The 19,136-nt window shown below is 73.7% G+C and carries 16 protein-coding genes; 7 read left to right on the top strand and 9 right to left on the bottom strand.

Going from position 1 to position 19,136, the window contains the following annotated elements:
- Positions 1 to 100: 100 nt before the first annotated feature.
- Positions 101 to 427, bottom strand: a complete 327-nt coding sequence (locus ACGFX4_RS29895) for a rhodanese-like domain-containing protein (protein WP_393080767.1) — start codon at positions 425 to 427, stop codon at positions 101 to 103.
- A 40-nt stretch (positions 428 to 467) separates the two neighbouring features.
- On the opposite strand from ACGFX4_RS29895, the gene ACGFX4_RS29890 reads away from it, so the two are divergent.
- The gene (locus ACGFX4_RS29890) at positions 468 to 1,115 is read left to right on the top strand and encodes a TetR/AcrR family transcriptional regulator (protein ID WP_393080765.1); all 648 of its coding nucleotides are present in this window, start codon (positions 468 to 470) and stop codon (positions 1,113 to 1,115) included.
- On the opposite strand, the gene ACGFX4_RS29885 is transcribed toward ACGFX4_RS29890, so the two are convergent.
- The 5 genes from ACGFX4_RS29885 to ACGFX4_RS29865 all read right to left on the bottom strand — a co-directional run bounded on the left by ACGFX4_RS29885 (position 1,112) and on the right by ACGFX4_RS29865 (position 6,642).
- Positions 1,112 to 2,422: a DUF58 domain-containing protein gene (locus tag ACGFX4_RS29885; protein ID WP_393080762.1), complete on the bottom strand. Its 1,311-nt coding sequence runs from the start codon at positions 2,420 to 2,422 to the stop codon at positions 1,112 to 1,114. The genes ACGFX4_RS29890 and ACGFX4_RS29885 overlap by 4 nt on opposite strands.
- 81 nt (positions 2,423 to 2,503) lie before the next feature.
- Positions 2,504 to 3,424: an AAA family ATPase gene (locus ACGFX4_RS29880; RefSeq protein WP_393080783.1), complete on the bottom strand. Its 921-nt coding sequence runs from the start codon at positions 3,422 to 3,424 to the stop codon at positions 2,504 to 2,506.
- A 134-nt stretch (positions 3,425 to 3,558) separates the two neighbouring features.
- On the bottom strand, positions 3,559 to 4,803 hold the full coding sequence (locus ACGFX4_RS29875) for a DUF4350 domain-containing protein (RefSeq protein ID WP_393080759.1): 1,245 nt from the start codon (positions 4,801 to 4,803) through the stop codon (positions 3,559 to 3,561).
- On the bottom strand, positions 4,800 to 5,471 hold the full coding sequence (locus ACGFX4_RS29870) for a DUF4129 domain-containing protein (protein ID WP_393080756.1): 672 nt from the start codon (positions 5,469 to 5,471) through the stop codon (positions 4,800 to 4,802). The genes ACGFX4_RS29875 and ACGFX4_RS29870 overlap by 4 nt, the downstream gene beginning before the upstream one ends.
- Positions 5,472 to 5,475: 4 nt before the next feature.
- Positions 5,476 to 6,642 carry a hypothetical protein gene (locus tag ACGFX4_RS29865; protein ID WP_393080753.1) on the bottom strand — a complete coding sequence of 389 codons (1,167 nt, stop codon included), beginning with the start codon at positions 6,640 to 6,642 and terminating at the stop codon, positions 5,476 to 5,478.
- Positions 6,643 to 6,871: 229 nt separating this feature from the next.
- On the opposite strand from ACGFX4_RS29865, the gene mtrA reads away from it, so the two are divergent.
- The 3 genes from mtrA to ACGFX4_RS29850 are packed head-to-tail and all read left to right on the top strand — an operon-like array spanning position 6,872 to position 11,544.
- Positions 6,872 to 7,549, top strand: coding sequence for an MtrAB system response regulator MtrA (mtrA, locus tag ACGFX4_RS29860; RefSeq protein ID WP_345697375.1), 678 nt, complete (start codon positions 6,872 to 6,874; stop codon positions 7,547 to 7,549).
- A 1-nt stretch (position 7,550) separates the two neighbouring features.
- Positions 7,551 to 9,722 carry an MtrAB system histidine kinase MtrB gene (mtrB, locus tag ACGFX4_RS29855; RefSeq protein WP_393080749.1) on the top strand — a complete coding sequence of 724 codons (2,172 nt, stop codon included), beginning with the start codon at positions 7,551 to 7,553 and terminating at the stop codon, positions 9,720 to 9,722.
- Positions 9,670 to 11,544, top strand: a complete 1,875-nt coding sequence (locus ACGFX4_RS29850) for an LpqB family beta-propeller domain-containing protein (RefSeq protein ID WP_393080746.1) — start codon at positions 9,670 to 9,672, stop codon at positions 11,542 to 11,544. The genes mtrB and ACGFX4_RS29850 overlap by 53 nt, the downstream gene beginning before the upstream one ends.
- Here the strand turns inward: ACGFX4_RS29850 and ACGFX4_RS29845 are convergent.
- On the bottom strand, positions 11,528 to 12,277 hold the full coding sequence (locus tag ACGFX4_RS29845) for a ComF family protein (protein ID WP_393080743.1): 750 nt from the start codon (positions 12,275 to 12,277) through the stop codon (positions 11,528 to 11,530). The genes ACGFX4_RS29850 and ACGFX4_RS29845 overlap by 17 nt on opposite strands.
- A gap of 374 nt (positions 12,278 to 12,651) precedes the next feature.
- Between ACGFX4_RS29845 and hpf the strand changes: the two genes are divergently transcribed.
- Together hpf and ACGFX4_RS29835 are read left to right on the top strand one after the other, a co-directional pair.
- Positions 12,652 to 13,347, top strand: coding sequence for a ribosome hibernation-promoting factor, HPF/YfiA family (gene hpf, locus ACGFX4_RS29840; protein ID WP_393080741.1), 696 nt, complete (start codon positions 12,652 to 12,654; stop codon positions 13,345 to 13,347).
- 173 nt (positions 13,348 to 13,520) lie between these two features.
- Positions 13,521 to 14,252, top strand: coding sequence for a response regulator transcription factor (locus ACGFX4_RS29835; RefSeq protein WP_345697371.1), 732 nt, complete (start codon positions 13,521 to 13,523; stop codon positions 14,250 to 14,252).
- Positions 14,253 to 14,257: 5 nt separating this feature from the next.
- On the opposite strand, the gene ACGFX4_RS29830 is transcribed toward ACGFX4_RS29835, so the two are convergent.
- Positions 14,258 to 15,433, bottom strand: a complete 1,176-nt coding sequence (locus ACGFX4_RS29830; protein WP_393080738.1) for a winged helix-turn-helix domain-containing protein — start codon at positions 15,431 to 15,433, stop codon at positions 14,258 to 14,260.
- Between the two features lie 65 nt (positions 15,434 to 15,498).
- Positions 15,499 to 16,041, bottom strand: coding sequence for a GNAT family N-acetyltransferase (locus tag ACGFX4_RS29825; protein WP_393080735.1), 543 nt, complete (start codon positions 16,039 to 16,041; stop codon positions 15,499 to 15,501).
- Positions 16,042 to 16,319: 278 nt separating this feature from the next.
- Here ACGFX4_RS29825 and secA point away from each other — a divergent pair, with 278 nt between their 5' ends.
- Positions 16,320 to 19,088, top strand: coding sequence for a preprotein translocase subunit SecA (gene secA / locus ACGFX4_RS29820; RefSeq protein WP_393080732.1), 2,769 nt, complete (start codon positions 16,320 to 16,322; stop codon positions 19,086 to 19,088).
- Positions 19,089 to 19,136: the final 48 nt, after the last annotated feature.

Raw genomic sequence — 19,136 nt, 5'->3', positions numbered from 1 at the left:
GTACTGCAGGGGGGACCCTGTGGGAGAGTAGGACGCCGCCGAACAATCTTTCAGAGAAAGCCCCTCCCGGGTTCCGGGAGGGGCTTTCTTGCGTTTGCGGTCAGGCGGATTCGACGGGGAGGCCGGCCTCCACCCAGTCTTGGATGCCCTCGCGGTACTTGCGGACGTTCGTGTAGCCGAGGGCGGTGAGGCGGTCGGCGACCTGGCCGCTGTTGGGGCAGGCGGGGTTGGAGCAGTAGGTGACGATCGCGGCGGTGCGGTCGGGGAGCAGGGTCGGCGCGTGGCTGTCGACCTCGTCGGGGCGTACGGCGAGGGCGCCGGGCAGGTGCTGCTGGGCGTAGTAGTCGCCGCCGAGGGTGTCGACGACGGTGACGGCGCCGGCGCTGATGGCGGTGCGGAGCTCGTCGCGGGTGATGAGTGCGGCCATGGTGATGGTGCCTTCCGTGGAATCGGACTACAGTCCTGTTATGAACGACAATAACGGACCGCAGTCCGCTTTTCTAGTCCCGTTGGAGGACCTGGTCTCGCCACCGCCCAAGGAGCGGGCGGACGCTGCCCGGAACCGGGTGGCGGTGCTGGAGGCGGCGGCCCGGCTGTTCGCCGAGCACGGGGTGGACGGGGTGTCGCTCGACCAGGTCGCGGCGGCGGCGGGGGTGGGCAAGGGGACCGTCTTCCGCCGGTTCGGGGACAAGTCGGGGCTGGCGGTGGCTCTGCTGGACGACCGGGAGCGGGAGTTGCAGGCCGGCGTGCTGTCGGGGCCGCCGCCGCTGGGGCCGGGGGCTCCGGCGGAGGAGCGGTTGGTGGCGTTCGTCGGGGCGTACTTCGACTACCTGGTGGAGCACCTGCCGCTGGTGCGGATGTCCGAGACGGCCTCGGCGGGGGCGCGGTACCGGATCGGGGCGTACCGGTTCTGGCACCGGCACCTGGCGATCCTGCTGGCGGGGGTGCCGGATCCGGAGCACACGGCGCACGCGCTGCTGGCGGCGGTCGGGGCCGAGCACGTCGCGGCGCTGCTGCCCGAATTGGGGGAGCAGCGGATGCGGGCCGATCTGATCAGGCTCGCGCGGACGATCGCGGCGATGGGCGCCGGGGGAGGGGCCGGGGAAGGTGCCTAGAGGCGGCCGGCGGCCTTGAGGGCGAGGTAGGTGTCGGCCAGGACCGGGGCGATGGTGGTGGGCGGGGCGTCGAGGACGGTCACGCCGGCGCGGGTGAGGCGGGCGGCGGTGCGGCGGCGGTCGGCGCGGGTCTGCTCGGCTGCGGCGGCGCCGTAGACGTCCTGGACGGTGCCGCGGGCGGCGGCCAGTTCGTCGAGGCGGGGGTCGGCGACCGAGGCGAGGACGACCTCGTGGCGCTTGGTGAGCAGGGGGAGCTGGGGGAGCAGCCCCTGCTCGACGGGCCGGGTGTCGAGGCCGGTGAGCAGGACGATCAGGGAACGGCGCGGGGCGGTGCGCAGGGCGGCCGCGGTGAGGGCCCGCATGTCGGTCTCGACGAGGGCGGGTTCCAGGGTGGCCATGGTGTCGGTGAGCGCGGGGAGGACGTCGGCGGGGGAGCGGCCGACGACGGTGGCGCGCTTGTGGAGGTCGTGGGCGAGCAGGTCGACGCGGTCGCCGGCCTTGGTGGCGAGGGCGGCGAGGAGGAGCGCGGAGTCGAGGGCGGCGTCCAGGCGGGGGGCGTCGCCGACGCGGCCGGCGGAGGTGCGGCCGGTGTCGAGGACGATCAGGACGTGCCGGTCGCGCTCGGGCCGCCAGGTGCGGACGGCGACGGTGTTGCGGCGGGCGCTGGCGCGCCAGTCGATGGAGCGGACGTCGTCGCCGGGCAGGTACTCGCGGAGGGAGTCGAACTCGGTGCCCTGGCCGCGGGTCAGGACGCTGGTGCGGCCGTCGAGTTCGCGCAGCCGGGCGAGCCGGGAGGGCAGGTGCTTGCGGCTGGTGAACGGGGGCAGGGCGCGGAGCGTCCACGGGACGGCCCGGGAGCCCTGACGGGCCGCCAGGCCGAGCGGGCCGAGCGAGCGGACGGTGACCTTGACGGCGTGGTGGTCGCCGCGCCGGGTGGGGGCGAGCGGGGTGGTGAGCCGGCGGCGTTCGCCCGGCGGGATGCTGACGGTGTGCCGGGAGGCGGCGTACGAGCTGCCGGGGCGCCAGGCGGAGGGGGCCCAGGCGTCGCGGACCTGGCCGCGCAGGGGGCGCCGGCCCGGGTTGGTGACGGTGAGTTCGACGGTGGCGTCCTCGCCGAGGCGGACGGTGGTGTCACCGCCGCGGGCCAGCCCGAGTGCGCGGACCGGGGCCGCGAGGGCCAGGTCGGCGAGGACGCCGAGCAGGACGGGGAGGGTGACGGCGAGGATGCCGGTCCAGGACGGGGCGACCAGGCCGACGACGAGGGCGCCGAGGGCGGCGAGGAGGGCCGTGCGGCCGGTCAGGGCCATGGGGTGAGGTGCTCCTAGGTCGGGCGCGTACGCCGCCGCGGGTGGGGTGGCCGGTGAGGTGGAGGGGGGAGCCCCTCGGGCTCAGCGCGGGGCGGGGGTCTGGGCGAGGACGGCCTGGATGACGGAGTCCGGGGTGACGCCCTCCATCTCGGCCTCGGCGCGCAGCTGGATGCGGTGGCGCAGGGTGGGCAGGGCGAGGGCCTTGACGTCGTCGGGGGTGACGTAGTCGCGGCCGGCGAGCCAGGCCCAGGCGCGGGCGGTGCCGAGCAGGGCGGTGGCGCCGCGCGGGGAGACGCCCATGGCGAGGGACGGGGACTGCCGGGTCGCGCGGCAGAGGTCGACGATGTAGGCGAGGATCTCGGGCGCGACGGTGAGCTTGGCGATCTGGGCGCGGGCCTCGGCGAGGTGGGCGGGGCCGGCCACGGGGCGGACGCCGGCGGCGGCGAGGTCGCGGGGGTCGAAGCCGGCGGCGTGCCGGGCGAGGACCTGGTACTCCTGGTCGCGGTTGGGCAGCGGGAGGATCAGCTTGAGCAGGAAGCGGTCGAGCTGGGCCTCGGGGAGCGGGTAGGTGCCCTCGTACTCGAGCGGGTTCTGGGTGGCGGCGACCAGGAAGGGCTCGGGGAGCGGGCGGGGCTCGCCGTCGACGGTGACCTGGCGCTCCTCCATGGCTTCGAGCAGGGAGGCCTGGGTCTTGGGCGGGGTGCGGTTGATCTCGTCGGCGAGCAGCAGGTTGGTGAAGACCGGGCCGGGCTGGAAGGAGAACTCGGCGGTGCGGGCGTCGTAGACGAGCGAGCCGGTGACGTCGCCGGGCATCAGGTCGGGGGTGAACTGGATGCGCTTGGTCCCCAGGCTGAGCGCGGTGGAGAGGGTGCGGATCAGCAGCGTCTTGGCGACGCCGGGAACGCCTTCGAGCAGGACGTGGCCGCCGCAGAGCAGGGCGACGACGAGGCCGGTGACGGCGGCGTCCTGGCCGACGACGGCCTTGGCGATCTCGGCGCGCAGCGCGGTGAGGGCGGCACGGGCGTCGTCCGGGGTGCTGGACGCCGGGGTGGCCGGAGTGGTCGCGGCCTGGGCCGGGAGGGCCGCGGCGGTGCCCTCGGGGGTCTTGTCGAGGGTGAGCGGGGCGGTCTGCTCGGTCACGGCTGTCGTACCTGCCTTTCCAGGGCGTCGAGCTGGTCGGTGAGCCGCAGCAGGGCGGCGTCGTCGGTGGGCGCCGGTCCGTACAGCAGTTGCTGGACGTCGGCGGCGGGCCGGCCGAGGCGGGCGGCGGTGGCGGCGCTGAGCGCGGTGGCGTCGGGTTCCCCGGCGGTCAGCGGGATGCCGAGGGCGCCGGCCAGCCGGTGGCGGGCGGCGCTGCGGAGGGCGTCGGCGGCCCGGCCGCGGGCGCGGGCGCGCTGGTAGAGGCGGGCGCGGCCCTCGGTGGTCTCGGCGGCGCGGACGACCACGGGGAGGGGCTCGGTGACCACGGGGCCGAGGCGGCGGGCGCGCCAGGCGGCGGCGAGCAGGGCGGCGAGGGCGAGCTGGAGGCCGGCCCAGTACCAGCCGCCGGGGACGTAGTCGAGCAGGGTGCGGCGGTGCGCCTCGGGGCTGGTGTAGTCGGGGAGGTACCAGATCAGCTGGGGGCGGGAGCCGAGCAGTCCGAGGGCGAGGGCGGCGTTGCCGTCCTCGTCGATGCGGTCGTTGGTGAGCAGGTTCCCGGTGCCGAGGGCGACGGTCTCGCGGTTGCCGGCGGCGCGGTGGTGGACCAGGGTCTCGCGGCCGTGCCGGGGGTAGCAGGCGGTGTCGCCGGGGGCGGCGCGGTAGGTGAGGCCGCCGAGCGTGGCGGTGCCGGCGACGACGGCCTCGGGGAGGGCGCAGCGGGCGGGGGTGGTGAGGACGGCGACCGGGTCGTCGGTGCCCTGGTCGGTGCCGGTGGTGGTGCCGGGCAGGAGGGCGTCGAGGGCGGGCTGCTCGGGGGCGATCAGGACGAGTCGGCCGTCGCCGCGCGGGGCGCGGGCGAGGCGGTCCAGCTGGTCGGGGGAGAGCAGGTCGGTGCGGGGCAGGACGACGGTGGTGCCGCCGGTGCGCAGGGCGGTGGTGAGGTCCTGCTCGGTGGCGGCGGTGCGGACGCCGATGCCGTGCTGTTCGAGCAGGTGGACGACGGCGAGGGTGCCGTGCGGGTCGCCGGAGCGCGGGTCGAGGGCGGGGTAGGTGGAGGTCTGGCCGGTGATGCCGGCGACGACGGCGCCGACCAGGACCAGGGCGCCGGCGCTCAGGACGTACCGGCGGGAGCGGCGCCAGAGGGTGCGCGGGGTGTGCGCGGGGGCCTCGGCGGGGGTCTCGGGGGCCCCGGCGGTCTCGGTGGGCGCGGTGGGCTCGGTGGTTCCGGTGGCGGTGGTCATGCGGGGCCTCCGCCGACGGGGGTGAGGGTGGGGCGGGTGGCCTGCAGGGCGCGGTCGAGGTCGGCCAGGGCGCGGTAGGCGTTCTGGTCGGCGGTGCGCTCGCCGAAGGCGATGTCGTCGAAGACGCGGGCGGCGTCGGTGAGGGCGGCGGCGTGCTCGGGGAGGGTGCGGCCGGCCTCGCCGGCGGCTTCGTCGGCGGTGCGGCCGGGCCGGGGGTCGAGCAGGGCGCGTTCCTCCAGGCCGCGGACGAGGGCGCGCATCTGTTCACGGACCGCGTCGGCCCACTCGCCGGCGGCGGCGTGGTCGGCGGCGGCGGCGCGGTGCTGGGCGGCGCTGCGGGGGCCCTCGGAGGCGAACAGGGTGTCCTGGCTGCGGGCGCGGCGGGCGGGGGCGCCGAGGCGCCACCAGAGGACGGCGACCAGGGCGAGGAGCAGCAGGATGCCGACCACGGCGGCGGTGGCGCCGGTGTCGAACGGTGTGCCGACGCTGTCGAAGACCTCGTCGACGCGGTCGCTGATCCAGTCCATCAGGCGGTCGATCACGCCCGGGTCGTTGTGGTGGTACGCCGGGTTGAGGAGCTCCCGTTCGGCGGCTTCACGGGCCGGGTCGCGCGGCACGGTGACGGGGGCGCCGCCGCCGAGCGGCGCCCCTTCCCCCCAGTACGGCATGCGGTCAGGCCCCCGGCGGGGTGGTCTGGCCGGGCACGGTGGCGTGCGGTGCGCCGTGGCCGGGCAGGCCGGCGGCGCGGGCGAGCTCGATGTCCAGGGCCTCGCGGCGGATCCGCTGGTCGACGTAGAGCAGGACGGTGCAGGCGGCGGCGGCCGGGATGGTGATGCACTTGACGATGGTGCCGCCGACGGCCATCAGGGCGATGCCGATGCCCGCGGCGGTGTCGGACTCGGCGGCGAACGGGTCGCCGAAGCCGGCGCCGAAGGCGTACGCGAGGGCGGCGAAGGGCATGACGGCGATCGCGGCGACCATGAAGAGCAGCAGCTGGAGCAGGACGTTGATGCCGAAGATCCGCCACCAGGCGCCGTGGACCAGTCGCCAGGAGCGCTTGAGGGCGGTGATCACGCCCTGCTTCTCCAGCATCAGGGCGGGCGCGGCGAAGCCGATGGAGACGACGACCCAGATGATGGCGGCGAGCACGGGCAGCAGGAGCAGCGGGAGGGCCGGCCCGGCGATGCCGGTGCTCTCGACGCCGACGAGCAGGGCGACCAGGCCGCCCATGATCAGCGCCTGCAGGCCGGTGAGGCCGAGCAGGTGGCCGAGCTGGGGCCGGGTGGACCGCCAGGCGTCCTTGAGGTCGGTGGGCTGTCCGAGGACGGCGCGGCTGACCACGATGGTGAGCAGGCCGCCGGCGATCACGCCGACCAGCAGGTCGAGCGGGAGCACGGCGTACGACGCGAACTCGTAGGTGGTCGCGGAGCCGGAGCGGAAGCCCCACCACTCGGTGAGCGCCTGGACGACCTCGGTGAACGCGGCGAGCACGATCGACAGGCCGAAGCAGGTGCGCCAGTGGATCCGGGCGGTGCTGAACGCGCCGTCGAGGATCTCGCCGACGCCGAGCGGGCGCAGCGGGACGACACCGGGCTTGGGGCTGGGCGGAGCGCCCCAGCCGTACGGGCTGCCGAACTGCGGGCCGTAGGGGCCGCCGGGCTGGGGGCCGGGTGCCGCCGGGCCGGTGCCCCAGGAGCCGTAGCCGCCGCCGTACGGGCCGGGTGCGGCGGGCGGCGGGGTGGTGCCCTGCGGTGCCGGGGTGGCCGCGGGCGCGGCGGGCGCCGACGCGTCGGGCTCGGCGGACGGACCGGGCGGGGTCCAGCCCGGGGTGTCGGTCATCACAGCTCCTTGTCGGTGGTGCCGCCCATCGTGCCATGGCGTGACCGGGCACCCCAGGGGTGTCCGGGGGCTTCCGGGCCCGGCCGGTGGCGGGGCGCTGAGCTGGGGGCCCGGCCGACCGTACGGCTGCGACCTTTTGAGTCGTTATGGCTGGTTCGGAACGGGGCCGAGGGGGCAGAATGGCACGGCTGTGCGGCAGGTCACAATCCGGTAATGAGAAGATGGAGTCATGAAGGGACGCGTCCTCGTCGTTGATGACGACACAGCACTGGCCGAGATGCTCGGCATCGTGCTGCGTGGTGAAGGATTTGAGCCGTTTTTCGTCGCGGATGGGGACAAGGCGCTAGCCGCGTTCCGGGAGGTGAAGCCCGACCTGGTGCTGCTGGACCTGATGCTGCCCGGCCGGGACGGCATCGACGTCTGTCGGCAGATCCGGGCGGAGTCGGGCATTCCGATCGTGATGCTCACCGCGAAGACCGACACGGTCGACATCGTGGTGGGCCTGGAGTCCGGTGCGGACGACTACGTCACCAAGCCGTTCAAGCCGAAGGAGCTGGTGGCCCGGGTGCGGGCGCGGCTGCGGCGGGCGGAGGAGCCGACGCCGGAGCAGCTGACCATCGGCGATCTGGTGATCGACGTGGCCGGCCACTCGGTGAAGCGGGACGGGCGGGGCATCCCGCTGACCCCGCTGGAGTTCGACCTGCTGGTGGCGCTGGCGCGCAAGCCGTGGCAGGTGTTCACCCGTGAGGTGCTGCTGGAGCAGGTGTGGGGTTACCGGCACGCCGCCGACACCCGCCTGGTCAACGTGCACGTCCAGCGCCTGCGTTCCAAGATCGAGAAGGACCCGGAGCGTCCCGAGATCGTGGTGACGGTCCGCGGCGTGGGCTACAAGGCGGGTCCGAGCTGACGTGACCCGGCCGTACGAGACCGACGACTCCCCGTCGGGTGGCGAGGAGCTGCCCGACGGGGAGGCTGCTGCTGTGCGCGGGGACGTGCTGAGCTCCACCGTCCGGGGCCACCGGCCCCGCCGGGGGCCGGGCGCGCTGCTCGCGATGGTGGCGCGTCTGTTCCGACGGCCGGTCAACCGGCTGCTGGCGCTCTACCGGCGGTCGATCCAGCTCCGGGTGGTGGCGACCACCCTGCTGCTGTCCTTCGTGGTGGTGCTGGTGCTGGGCGTGGTGGTGGTCGCGCAGGTCCGTACGGGCCTGCTGGACACCAAGAAGCACGCCGCCCAGGACCAGGCGATCGGCGGCTTCAAGATCGAGCAGGACAAGATCAACGAGGCGATCAACCTCCAGGCGAAGGCCGGCGCGACCGCCGACCCGTCCCGGGACCAGATAGGCGCCTGGCTGACCAAGCAGGTCTCCGACCTGGCCAGCGGCGGCGCCGGGGTGTACTCGGTGATCGCGCTGTCCAACGGCCAGGAGGCGAGCGCGCCCAGCGCCGGGCTGCGCGGCGCGCGCTACTCGGGGTCGATCCTGCCCAGCAGCATCACCCCGGAGCTGCGCGCCCAGGTCGCCGCCGAACCGGCCGTCCCGCACGAGCAGACCGCGGTGATCCACCGCACGTCCGCCGACGGCACGCCGGTCGAGGACGAGAAGGGCCTGGTGATCGGCAAGCAGTTCACCGGACCCGACCGCAACACCTACCAGCTGTACTACGTCTTCTCGTTCAAGCAGGAGACCAACACGCTCAGCCTGGTGGTCGGCACCCTGGCCACCGCCGGGATCTTCCTGGTGATGCTGCTCGGCGGCATCGCCTGGCTGGTGGTGCGGCAGGTGGTCACCCCGGTCCGGATGGCCGCCGGGATCTCCGAGCGGCTGGCCGCCGGGCACTTCGACGAGCGGATGAAGGTCACCGGCACCGACGACATCGCCCGCCTCGGCGAGTCCTTCAACCGGATGGCCAACGGCCTGCAGGCGCAGATCCACCAGCTGGAGGAGCTCTCCCGGGTGCAGCGCCGGTTCGTCTCGGACGTCTCGCACGAGCTGCGCACCCCGCTGACCACGGTCCGGATGGCCGCCGACCTGATCTACGACAGCCGCGAGGACCTGGACCCGATGGCGGCCCGCTCCGCCGAGCTGCTCCAGGACCAGCTGGACCGCTTCGAGTCGCTGCTCGCCGACCTGCTGGAGATCAGCCGCTTCGACGCGGGCGCCGCGATCCTGGACGCCGAGCCGGTCGACCTGCGCGACATCGTGACCCGGGTGGTGGAGGCCGCCGACCCGCTGGCGCAGGCCAAGGGCAGCGCGGTGATCATCCGCGGCGCGGAGAACCCGGTGGTGGCCGAGGTGGACGCCCGACGGATCGAGCGGATCCTGCGCAACCTGGTGGTCAACGCGCTGGAGCACGGCGAGGGCCGGGACGTCGTGGTGCGGCTCGGCTCCGCCGAGGGCGCGGTCGCGGTCGGCGTCCGCGACTACGGCATCGGACTCAAGCCGGGCGAGGCCTCCCGGGTGTTCCACCGCTTCTGGCGGGCCGACCCGTCCCGGGTGCGGACCACCGGCGGCACCGGCCTCGGCCTGTCGATCGCCGTCGAGGACGCCCACCTGCACGGCGGCTGGCTGCAGGCCTGGGGCGAGCCCGGAGGCGGATCGCACTTCCGGCTCACCCTCCCGCGCACCCGCGGCGGGGAGATCAGCCGGGCGCCGTTCCGGCTGGAGCCGGAGGACTCCCGGCACAACCGCGGCATGGCCTCGGCCGGCACGCCGTACCGCCGCGCGGTGCGGGGTGGCGGCGGTGCGACCGCGCTGACCGCGGCGGGCGAGTCCACCACCGTCCCGGAGACCCCGGACACCGAGCGGCCCGGCTTCGGCAGCGGCCTCGGCGGCGTCCTGTCGATCGGCCCGGAGCTGGGCCGTCGGCCGGCCGCCCCGGTCGCCGACCCCTCGGACGTCCGCGCGGCGTCGGCGGGGTACGGTGCCACCGGCGCACACGTGGTGGTCGACACGACCGCCGGCCGGGCGCCGACCCGGCAGGCCGCACCCGCCGAGGAGCGGGAACCGAGCGACCAGGAGGGGGCGGAGGATGGCGCGGAGCACGGCAAGGACTCGCCGCAGGACCGGCGCCGGGACCGCTAGCCGCCTCGGCGGACTGGCCGCGGTCGGCCTGCTCGCCACCGGCTGCGTCACCATGCCCTCCGGCGGCCCGCCCGAGCGGGTCGAGCCGCAGGGCGCCGCCGCCGACGACCTCCAGGTGCACGTCTACCCGGTGGCTCCGCACGCCGGGGAGCTGCCGCAGGACCTGCTGGCGGGTTTCCTCGACTCCTCCAACGCCGACCAGGCGAACTACGAGACCGCCCGCCAGTACCTGACCGCGGACGCCAGCCGCAGCTGGCGGCCCGAGGCCCGGGTGGTGGTGCTGGACAAGCCGCAGTACGGCGGCGACGCCGTCCCCGAGCAGGGCGACACCACGGCCGAGGTGTCGGTCAGCGGCAGCCGGGTGGCCGAGCTCGACGCCAAGCACACCTACCAGCCCGCCCGCGGCGAGGCCTTCCAGCAGACCTTCGGCTTCGTGAAGGAGACCGAGGGGCCCAACAAGGGCGAGTGGCGGATCAACCGCCTGCCGGACGGGCTGATCCTCGACCGCACCAACTTCGACAACGGCTACAAGGCCGTCCACCGCTACTTCTTCGCCGTCGCCGACCCGTCGGCGGACCGGCCGGTCCAGGTCCTGGTGCCGGACCCGATCTACCTGCGGCGCCGAATAGACCCGCTGACCGCCGCCGCGCAGGCGACCGCCGCCGGCCCGTCCGACTGGCTGGCCCCGGCCGTCTACTCGGCGCTGGGCGGCGTGCAGGTCAGGAGCGTGACGGTCGGCGACAACAGGGTCGCCACCGTGAAGGTCGACGGCGCCGATCTGACGGGCCGTCCGCAGAACTGCCAGCAGATGGCCGAGCAGCTCTTCCAGGCCGTCGCCGACCAGCAGGGCAAGGGCCAGCTGGAACGCCTGGAGATCACCGGCGCCGGCGGCGGCTGCTCGGTCGGCTCCGGCCAGGTCACCCAGGTCGCGCCCGGTGCGCTGGCCGGCGGCCAGGCCGGCAGCCAGGCGTACTACCAGCTGGAGACCGGTCAGCTGATGCGGTACCAGGACGGCGGCCAGGGCAGCCCGGTGCCCGGTGTGCTCGGCCAGCCCGCCGCCGCCGGACAGGGCCGGCACCAGTCGGTCGCGGTCAGCCGCGACGGCGGCTCCGCCGCGGTGGTCGGCGCGGGCGGGAAGTCGCTCTACCTGACCGGGCTCGGCGAGGCCGACAAGCTCGGTGACTCCGTGGTCTCCAGCGGCGCCCCCCGGGCCGACAGCGGCCTCGCCTCGCCGAGCTGGGACGGACGGCGCGACCTGTGGGTCGTCGACCGCGACCCGGCCGCGCCGCGGGTGCTGATGGTGCGCGGCCGCAGCTACTCCACCGTGCAGGTGGAGGGGCTGGGCGGCCGCACCGTCCAGGCGCTGCGGATCTCCTCCGACGGGACCAGGGTCGCGCTGGTGCTGAAGTCCGCCACCGGGGCGCAGAGCCTGGAGCTCGGCCTGGTGGTGCACGGCGGCACGCCCGGCTCGCCGCAGGCGCGGATCGTCGGGCTGCGGCCGATCGCCCCGCAGCTCGCCGAGGTCGCCTCGGTGGCCTGGGCCGACAGCGACCAGCTGCTGGTGCTCGGCAAGGAGGTCGACAAGCTGCAGCAGCTGCACTACCTGGGGACGGACGGGTCGGCGAGCACCGACTCGCCGCAGCAGGGCGGCGAGTCGATGACCTCGGCCTCGGCGACCGAGGTCCGCAACAGCGCCGACCCGGTGCAGGCGCTGCCGGCCGTGCTGACCGTCTCCGACCAGGGGATCTACCGCTTGAAGGACAACCAGTGGAGCGAGGTCCCGGTGAAGCCCCGGGCGGTCTCCTTCAGCTACCCGAGCTGAGCGTCTGACGCGCCGGCGCCCCCGGCGGGCCGGTGCCGGAACGCCGCACGGTCGCCGCGACGGTGGCCGCGGCGCGCGGCGGGCAGCCGGCGGTGCGCAGCGCCCGGGCCGCCTCGGCGAGGCTGGCGCCGGTGGTGACCAGGTCGTCGACCAGGATCAGCCGGTGGCCGGCCAGGCGTGCGGCGAGGCGCGCGGGGACGGCGAGCGCGCCGCGCAGGTTGAGCTGGCGCTGGGCGGCGTCCAACCCGGCCTGGTCGGCGACCGGGCGGGTCTGCCGCAGGACGGGCGCGACGCGGGTGGCGATCCCGGCGAGGTGCAGCTCGCGGGCGGCGGCGCCGGCCAGGCGCAGCATCGGGTCGTGCCCGCGGGCCCGGGTGGCCCGCCGGGTGGACGGCACCGGGACGAGCAGCAGCGGGGCGGCGCCGGCCCCGGCGGCTGAGCGGACGGCGGCGGCCAGGGCGGCGCCGAGCGGCCCGGCCAGCCGCAGCGCGCCGCGCTCCTTGTGGGCGATGAGCAGTTGGCGCAGCGGGTCGGCGTAGGCGGCGGCGGAGTGCAGGGGCGGCAGGTCGGGCGGGGGCGGGTGCGGCCCGGCGGGGCCGGCGGTGAGGCGGGCCAGGGCGGTGCGGCAGCCGCCGCAGAGCTGGCCGCGGCCGCCCCCGCACCCCAGGCACCGGGCGGGCAGCAGCAGGTCGAGCAGGGACGTCGTCAGGGTCGTGGTCAGGGATGTCGTCACTAGCGTCGTCACAACCGCTCCCGGGGGCTCGCCAGGCGGGGACTTGGGCCATACGGTGGGCGGTACAAGGCGTGTTGTCCAGCCGTTTACCGGTGTTTCACCCGCAGGAGGGTAAACAGGGCGGAACAGCTGTACAGCCGGTCCTCCGTCGCTACGTTGTTCGACTGGGGAGGCGAGATCCCCCGATGAGGTGTTCGATGACGCTACAGGGGGTTTCAAGCGCTCCTGGTGGGGAGGAAGTGAGGTGAGGACCAGTCGCGATCGTCGCCCCCGGCGGAGCTAGGGCGGCGACTGGACCGGCTGGTCCGGCTGGGTCTCATGCCGATCCGGTACGCACTCCGGCTCGGCGTCAGCACAAGGGATCGGAGTTCTGCGTGGACATCGTCGTCAAGGGCCGCAAGACCGAGGTGACCCAGAGGTTCCGCGAGCACGTGGCCGAAAAGCTGGAGAAGGTCCAGAAGTTCGACACCAAGGCGATCAGCCTGGACGTCGAGGTGTCCAAGGAGCACAACCCGCGGCAGGCCGACCGTTCCGACCGGGTGGAGATCACCCTGCACAGCCGCGGTCCCGTGATCCGCGCCGAGGCCGCCGCCACCGACCCGTGGGCGGCACTCGACCTCGCCTCCGCCAAGTTGGAGGCGCAGCTGCGCAAGTCCGCCGACCGCCGCCGGGTCCACAAGGGCGGCGCCAACGGCCGCACGCCGGTGAGCGTCGCCGCGGCGACCGCCGCGCTGGCCGCGCTCCCGGAGACCGCGCCGGTCGAGAGCGGGTACAACGGTTCCGCCCGCAAGACGATGCAGGGTTCCGTGGAGGTCGAGGGCGACGGCCCGCTGGTCGTCCGCGAGAAGACCCACGCCGCCGCGCCGATGTCGCTCGACCAGGCGCTGTACCAGATGGAGCTGGTCGGCCACGACTTCTACCTGTTCCAGGAGAAGGACAGCGGCCTGCCGAGCGTGGTGTACCGGCGTCACGGCTACCACTACGGCGTGATCCACCTGAAGGAGGACATGGCGGCGGCCGTCGACGCGGCCGGTGCCGGCGGTGCGATCAACGGGCCGGACGAGGACTGACCCCCGGCGGGGCAGCCACGGCAGACAACCCAGAGGTGAACGATCCGGTGACCCCGGCGGCCGCGCCGCCCGGGGTCACCCAGCTGAGGTGGTTCGACGGCGGAGGGTGATCACGGTGCTCGCGCCGTGGAATGATTGGCCCCGTCATCGACCGGCAGCCGGGGGAGGAGCGGATGGGGGAGCTTTCGCGCGAGGGTCTGGGGCCGGATTCGGAGGAGTCCGGGTACGGGCCGCGCCGCGCCGAACCGATCCGCGTCCTGGTGGTGGACGACCACGCCCTGTTCCGCCGCGGCCTGGAGATCGTCCTCGCCGAGGAGGAGGACATCAAGGTCATCGGCGAGGCCGGGGACGGCGCCGAGGCGGTGCTCAAGGCCGCCGACCTGCTGCCCGACATCATCCTGATGGACGTCCGGATGCCCCGGCGCAGCGGTATCGAGGCCTGCACCGCGATCAAGGACGTGGTGCCCAGCGCCAAGATCATCATGCTGACGATAAGCGACGAGGAGGCCGACCTCTACGAGGCGATCAAGGCGGGGGCCACCGGCTACCTGCTGAAGGAGATCTCCACGGACGAGGTGGCCACCGCGATCCGCGCGGTCGCCGACGGGCAGTCGCAGATCAGCCCCTCGATGGCGGCCAAGCTGCTCACCGAGTTCAAGTCGATGATCCAGCGCCGCTCGGACGACCGGGACCTGGTGCCCGCGCCCCGGCTCACCGACCGGGAGCTGGAGGTGCTCAAGCTGGTGGCCACCGGGATGAACAACCGGGAGATCGCCAAGGAGCTCTTCATCAGCGAGAACACGGTGAAGAACCACGTCCGCAACATCCTGGAGAAGCTGCAGCTGCACTCCAGGATGGAGGCGGTGGTCTACGCGATGCGGGAGAAGATCCTCGAAATAGGCTGACCGGATCAGGCCAGCAGCTTCGCCAGGGCGGGGCGCAGCGACTCGTCGTCCAGCGCCTCGACGCGGACGCTGTCGCAGCCCACCCAGGCGGCGGCCTCGCGCAGCGCCTCGGCCAGCGCCTCGACGTGCCTCGGTGCGTGCAGCGAGACCTGACGGGCCACCAGGGTCCGTCCCTCGCGCGCCGGGTCGACCCGGCCGACCAGCTGCCCGCCGGCCAGCAGCGGCATCGCGAAGTAGCCGTGCACCCGCTTGTGCTTGGGGGTATACGCCTCCAGCCGGTGCGTCATGCCGAAGATCCGCTCGGTGCGGGCGCGGTCCCAGACCAGCGAGTCGAACGGGGAGAGCAGGGTCGTCCGGTGCCGCCCGCGGGGCTCGGACTCCAGCGCCGCCGGGTCGGCCCAGGCGGGGGCGGACCAGCCCTCGACGGCGACCGGCAGCAGACCCGAGCCGGGCAGCGCCGCGTCCAGCTGGGCGCCCTTCAGGCGGTGATAGTCCATCAGGTCGGCCCGGGTGGCCACCCCGAGCGCCGCCCCGGCCTGTGCCACCAGCCGCTCCAGGCACTCGGCGTCGGAGAGCTCCTGCCCGAACAGCTCGGCGGGGACGGTCTGCTCGGCCAGCGCGTACACCCGCTTCCAGCCGCGCCGCTCGGCGCAGACCACGTCGCCGAAGGCCAGCGCCCGCTCGACGGCGATCTTGGTGTCCGACCAGTCCCACCACTCCGCGGTCTTCTTCGCGCCGCCGAGCTCGGTGGAGGTCAGCGGGCCCTCGGCGCCCAGCCGGGCGATCACCTCGCGGTACGCCTCCGGGGAGACCTGGTGGCCCCAGAGGTTGCCCTTGGCGCGGTAGGCGCGGCGGCGGAAGGCGAACAGCGGCCACTCCTCGACCGGCAGGATGCACGCCGCGTGCGACCAGTACTCGAAGGTGGTGCCGTGCCCCCAGTACGCCTGCTCCACGGTCTTGCGGCCGACCGCGCCGAGCCGGGCGTACGGCACCAGCTCGTGCGAGCGGGCCAGCACCGAGATGGTGTCCAGCTGGACGGCGCCCAGGTGTCGCAGCACCTGCCGGACACCGCCCCGGCGGTCGGGGGCGCCGAGCAGGCCCTGGGCGCGCAGGGCGATCCGGCGGGCCTGGTCGGCGGAGAGCGGGAGCGCGGACGCGGGCGCAGGCGACGGGAGGCTCATGCGGGGAGGGTAGAGCCACCCACTGACAATGCCCGCGCGGGGCGCCGGGACGCGCGGCGCGGGTGTCAGCGCGGGTCGTCGGCCAGGAGGGCGGCGATCCAGGCGTCCCGGAAGGTGCCGCGCTGCTCGGCGTACGAGCGCAGGGTGCCCTCGAAGCGGAAGCCCAGCCGGTCGGCCAGCGCCCGCGAGGGCTCGTTGCCCGTGTACGCCACCCACTCCAGCCGGCGCAGGCCCAGCTCGGTGAAGGACCAGTCGACCACGGCCCGGGACGCCTCGTACGCGTAGCCGAGCCGGCGCAGGCCCGGGGCCACCCAGTAGCCGATCTCGCCGGTGCCCGGCCGGTCGGCCTTGAGCGCGACGCCCTGCGCGCCGACCAGCGCGCCGTCCTCGGCGGTGCGCACCACCCAGGTGCAGTTGGTGCCGCTCGCCCAGCCCGCGGCGCCGATCCGCTCGACGAAGAACTCGGCGTCGGTGCGGCGGTACGGGGTCGGGACCACCGTCCAGCGCTGGATCTCGGGGTCCTGGCAGGCGGCGGTGATCTCGTCGGCGTCGGACGGCAGCGGCGGGCGCAGGACCAGGCGGTCGGTTCGCAGCGTGGGTGCTTCCATGTCGGGAGTCTTCCGGAGCGGGTCGGTGGAAGCCGAACGGTTTTCCCGGGGAACCTCCGGGCCCGCCGGACGGTTGAGCATGGCGCGGAGGTCGGACGGTGTCCGGTTTGACCCGCCGGGCCATGCTTCGCGGAGCTTTGCACCGGCGGGTGACACGGGAATACCGTGCTGACGGACCTCCCGGCGGCTCGGCCTCCTCGCATACGATGACCCGTACGGTGGGGTAGGACTCGCCGCAAGTCATTCCAGAGCCGATCCAGGCAAGGAGCCCGCTCACAATGTCCGTCTTCGACAAGATCCTGCGCGCCGGCGAAGGCAAGATCCTTCGCAAGCTGCAGCGGATTGCTGCCCAGGTCAACTCGATCGAAGAGGACTTCGTCAACCTCACCGACGACGAGCTGCGCGCGCTCACCGACGAGTACAAGGCCCGTCTCGCCGACGGCGAGTCGCTGGACGACATCCTCCCCGAGGCCTTCGCCACGGTCCGTGAGGCGGCCAAGCGCGTGCTCGGCCAGCGCCACTACGACGTCCAGATCATGGGCGGCGCCGCGCTGCACTTCGGCCACGTCGCCGAGATGCGCACCGGCGAGGGCAAGACCCTGGTCGGCACCCTGCCCGCGTACCTGAACGCGCTGACCGGCAAGGGCGTCCACCTGATCACCGTCAACGACTACCTCGCCGAGCGCGACTCGGAGTGGATGGGCCGGGTGCACCGCTTCCTCGGCCTCGAGGTCGGCGTGATCCTGGGCAACATGACGCCGGCCGAGCGCCAGCGCCAGTACGCCATGGACATCACCTACGGCACCAACAACGAGTTCGGCTTCGACTACCTGCGCGACAACATGGCGTGGTCGCAGGACGAGCTGGTGCAGCGCGGCCACAACTTCGCGATCGTCGACGAGGTCGACTCGATCCTGATCGACGAGGCCCGCACCCCGCTGATCATCTCCGGCCCGGCCGACCAGGCGACCAAGTGGTACGCCGACTTCGCCAAGCTGGTCACCCGCCTCAAGATCGACCGCGACTACGAGGTCGACGAGAAGAAGCGCACCGTCGGCGTCCTGGAGGACGGCGTCTCCCGGGTCGAGGACTACCTGGGCATCGACAACCTCTACGAGTCGGTGAACACCCCGCTGGTCGGCTTCCTGAACAACGCCATCAAGGCGAAGGAGCTGTACAAGCGGGACAAGGACTACGTCGTGATGAACGGCGAGGTCATGATCGTCGACGAGCACACCGGCCGCATCCTGGCCGGCCGCCGCTACAACGAGGGCATGCACCAGGCGATCGAGGCCAAGGAAGGCGTCGAGGTCCAGAACGAGAACCAGACGCTCGCCACCATCACCCTGCAGAACTTCTTCCGCCTCTACTCGAAGCTGTCCGGCATGACCGGTACCGGCACCACCGAGGCGGCCGAGTTCCACCAGATCTACAAGCTGGGCGTCGTCCCGATCCCGACCAACAAGACCCCCAAGCGCATCGACCAGCCCGACCTGATCTACAAGTCGGAGCCGGCCAAGTTCGCCGCCGTGGTCGAGGACATCGCCGAGCGCCACGAGAAGGGCCAGCCGGTCCTGGTCGGCACCGTCTCGGTCGAGAAGTCCGAGTACCTCTCGCAGGAGCTGCGCAAGCGCGGCATCCCGCACGAGGTGCTCAACGCCAAGCACCACGAGCGCGAGGCGCAGATCGTCGCCCAGGCCGGCCGCAAGGGCGCCGTCACCGTGGCCACCAACATGGCCGGCCGCGGCACCGACATCATGCTCGGCGGCAACCCCGAGCACCTGGCCGCCGCCGAGCTGGCCCAGCGCGGGCTCACCGCCGAGGAGACCCCGGAGGAGTACGAGGCCGCGTTCCCGGCCGCGCTGGAGAAGGCCAAGGCCGCGGTCAAGCAGGAGCAGGAGGAGGTGCAGGAGAACGGCGGCCTGTACGTCCTCGGCACCGAGCGCCACGAGTCCCGCCGGATCGACAACCAGCTGCGCGGCCGCTCCGGCCGCCAGGGCGACCCGGGCGAGTCCCGCTTCTACCTCTCGCTCGGCGACGACCTGATGCGCCTGTTCAAGGCCGGCATGGTCGAGCGCGTGCTGTCGATGGCGAACGTCCCGGAGGACGTGCCGATCGAGTCGAAGATGGTCACCCGCGCCATCGCCTCCGCGCAGACCCAGGTCGAGCAGCAGAACTTCGAGATCCGCAAGAACGTCCTGAAGTACGACGAGGTGCTGAACCGCCAGCGCGAGGTCATCTACACCGAGCGCCGCCGGGTGCTGGAGGGCGAGGACCTCCAGGAGCAGATCGGCCACTTCATGGACGACACCGTCGAGGCGTACGTGACCGCCGCGACCAGCGAGGGCTTCGAGGACGACTGGGACCTCGACAAGCTCTGGACCGCGCTCAAGCAGCTCTACCCGATCACCCTCGACCTCGACGAGCTGGAGGAGGAGGCCGGCGAGAACGGCGGCTTCACCCCCGAGTTCCTGACCAAGGTCCTGCAGGAGGACGTCCAGGCCTCGTACGGCCGCCGCGAGGACCAGCTCGGCGAGCAGATCATGCGCGAGCTGGAGCGCCGGGTCGTCCTCTCGGTGCTCGACCGCCGCTGGCGCGAGCACCTGTACGAGATGGACTACCTGCAGGAGGGCATCGCGCTGCGCGCCTACGCCCAGCGCGACCCGCTGGTCGAGTACCAGCGCGAGGGCTTCGACCTGTTCTCCGCGATGATGGAGGGCATCAAGGAGGAGTCCGTCGGCTACCTGTTCAACCTGGAGGTCCAGGTCGAGCAGCAGGTCGAGGAGGTCCCGCTCCAGGACGCCGAGGTCATGCTCGACAAGCTGGAGAAGGACGCCGCGGGCCGCCCGGAGATCAGGGCCAAGGGCCTGGAAGCTCCCGAGCGCAAGAAGCTGCACTACACCGCGCCCTCCGAGGAGATCGGCGGCGGCATCATCGAGGGCGACTTCGACGACGAAGGCCTGATCGACGACGCCGGCGACGGGCTCACCCGGGCCGAGCGCCGCAAGGCCGCGAAGGCCGCGAAGGGCCGCCGCCGCAAGGCCTGACGACCCGGTGCCACCAGGGGCGCCACTCCGCTGCGGCGGGGTGGCGCC

This window comes from Kitasatospora sp. NPDC048365 (assembly GCF_043200835.1).
GTDB classification, from domain to species: Bacteria; Actinomycetota; Actinomycetes; order Streptomycetales; family Streptomycetaceae; genus Kitasatospora; species Kitasatospora terrestris.
This window is presented reverse-complemented; position numbering and strand designations above follow the sequence as displayed.

Bases quoted from the DNA above. Each gene is read 5' to 3' on its own strand.
- ACGFX4_RS29895 (WP_393080767.1), bottom strand. From the start codon at position 427: ATGGCCGCACTCATCACCCGCGACGAGCTCCGCACCGCCATCAGCGCC.
- ACGFX4_RS29890 (WP_393080765.1), top strand. From the start codon at position 468: ATGAACGACAATAACGGACCGCAGTCCGCTTTTCTAGTCCCGTTGGAG.
- ACGFX4_RS29885 (WP_393080762.1), bottom strand. From the start codon at position 2,422: ATGGCCCTGACCGGCCGCACGGCCCTCCTCGCCGCCCTCGGCGCCCTC.
- ACGFX4_RS29875 (WP_393080759.1), bottom strand. From the start codon at position 4,803: ATGACCACCGCCACCGGAACCACCGAGCCCACCGCGCCCACCGAGACC.
- ACGFX4_RS29870 (WP_393080756.1), bottom strand. From the start codon at position 5,471: ATGCCGTACTGGGGGGAAGGGGCGCCGCTCGGCGGCGGCGCCCCCGTC.
- ACGFX4_RS29865 (WP_393080753.1), bottom strand. From the start codon at position 6,642: ATGACCGACACCCCGGGCTGGACCCCGCCCGGTCCGTCCGCCGAGCCC.
- mtrA (WP_345697375.1), top strand. From the start codon at position 6,872: ATGAAGGGACGCGTCCTCGTCGTTGATGACGACACAGCACTGGCCGAG.
- ACGFX4_RS29850 (WP_393080746.1), top strand. From the start codon at position 9,670: ATGGCGCGGAGCACGGCAAGGACTCGCCGCAGGACCGGCGCCGGGACC.
- ACGFX4_RS29835 (WP_345697371.1), top strand. From the start codon at position 13,521: ATGGGGGAGCTTTCGCGCGAGGGTCTGGGGCCGGATTCGGAGGAGTCC.
- ACGFX4_RS29830 (WP_393080738.1), bottom strand. From the start codon at position 15,433: ATGAGCCTCCCGTCGCCTGCGCCCGCGTCCGCGCTCCCGCTCTCCGCC.
- ACGFX4_RS29825 (WP_393080735.1), bottom strand. From the start codon at position 16,041: ATGGAAGCACCCACGCTGCGAACCGACCGCCTGGTCCTGCGCCCGCCG.
- secA (WP_393080732.1), top strand. From the start codon at position 16,320: ATGTCCGTCTTCGACAAGATCCTGCGCGCCGGCGAAGGCAAGATCCTT.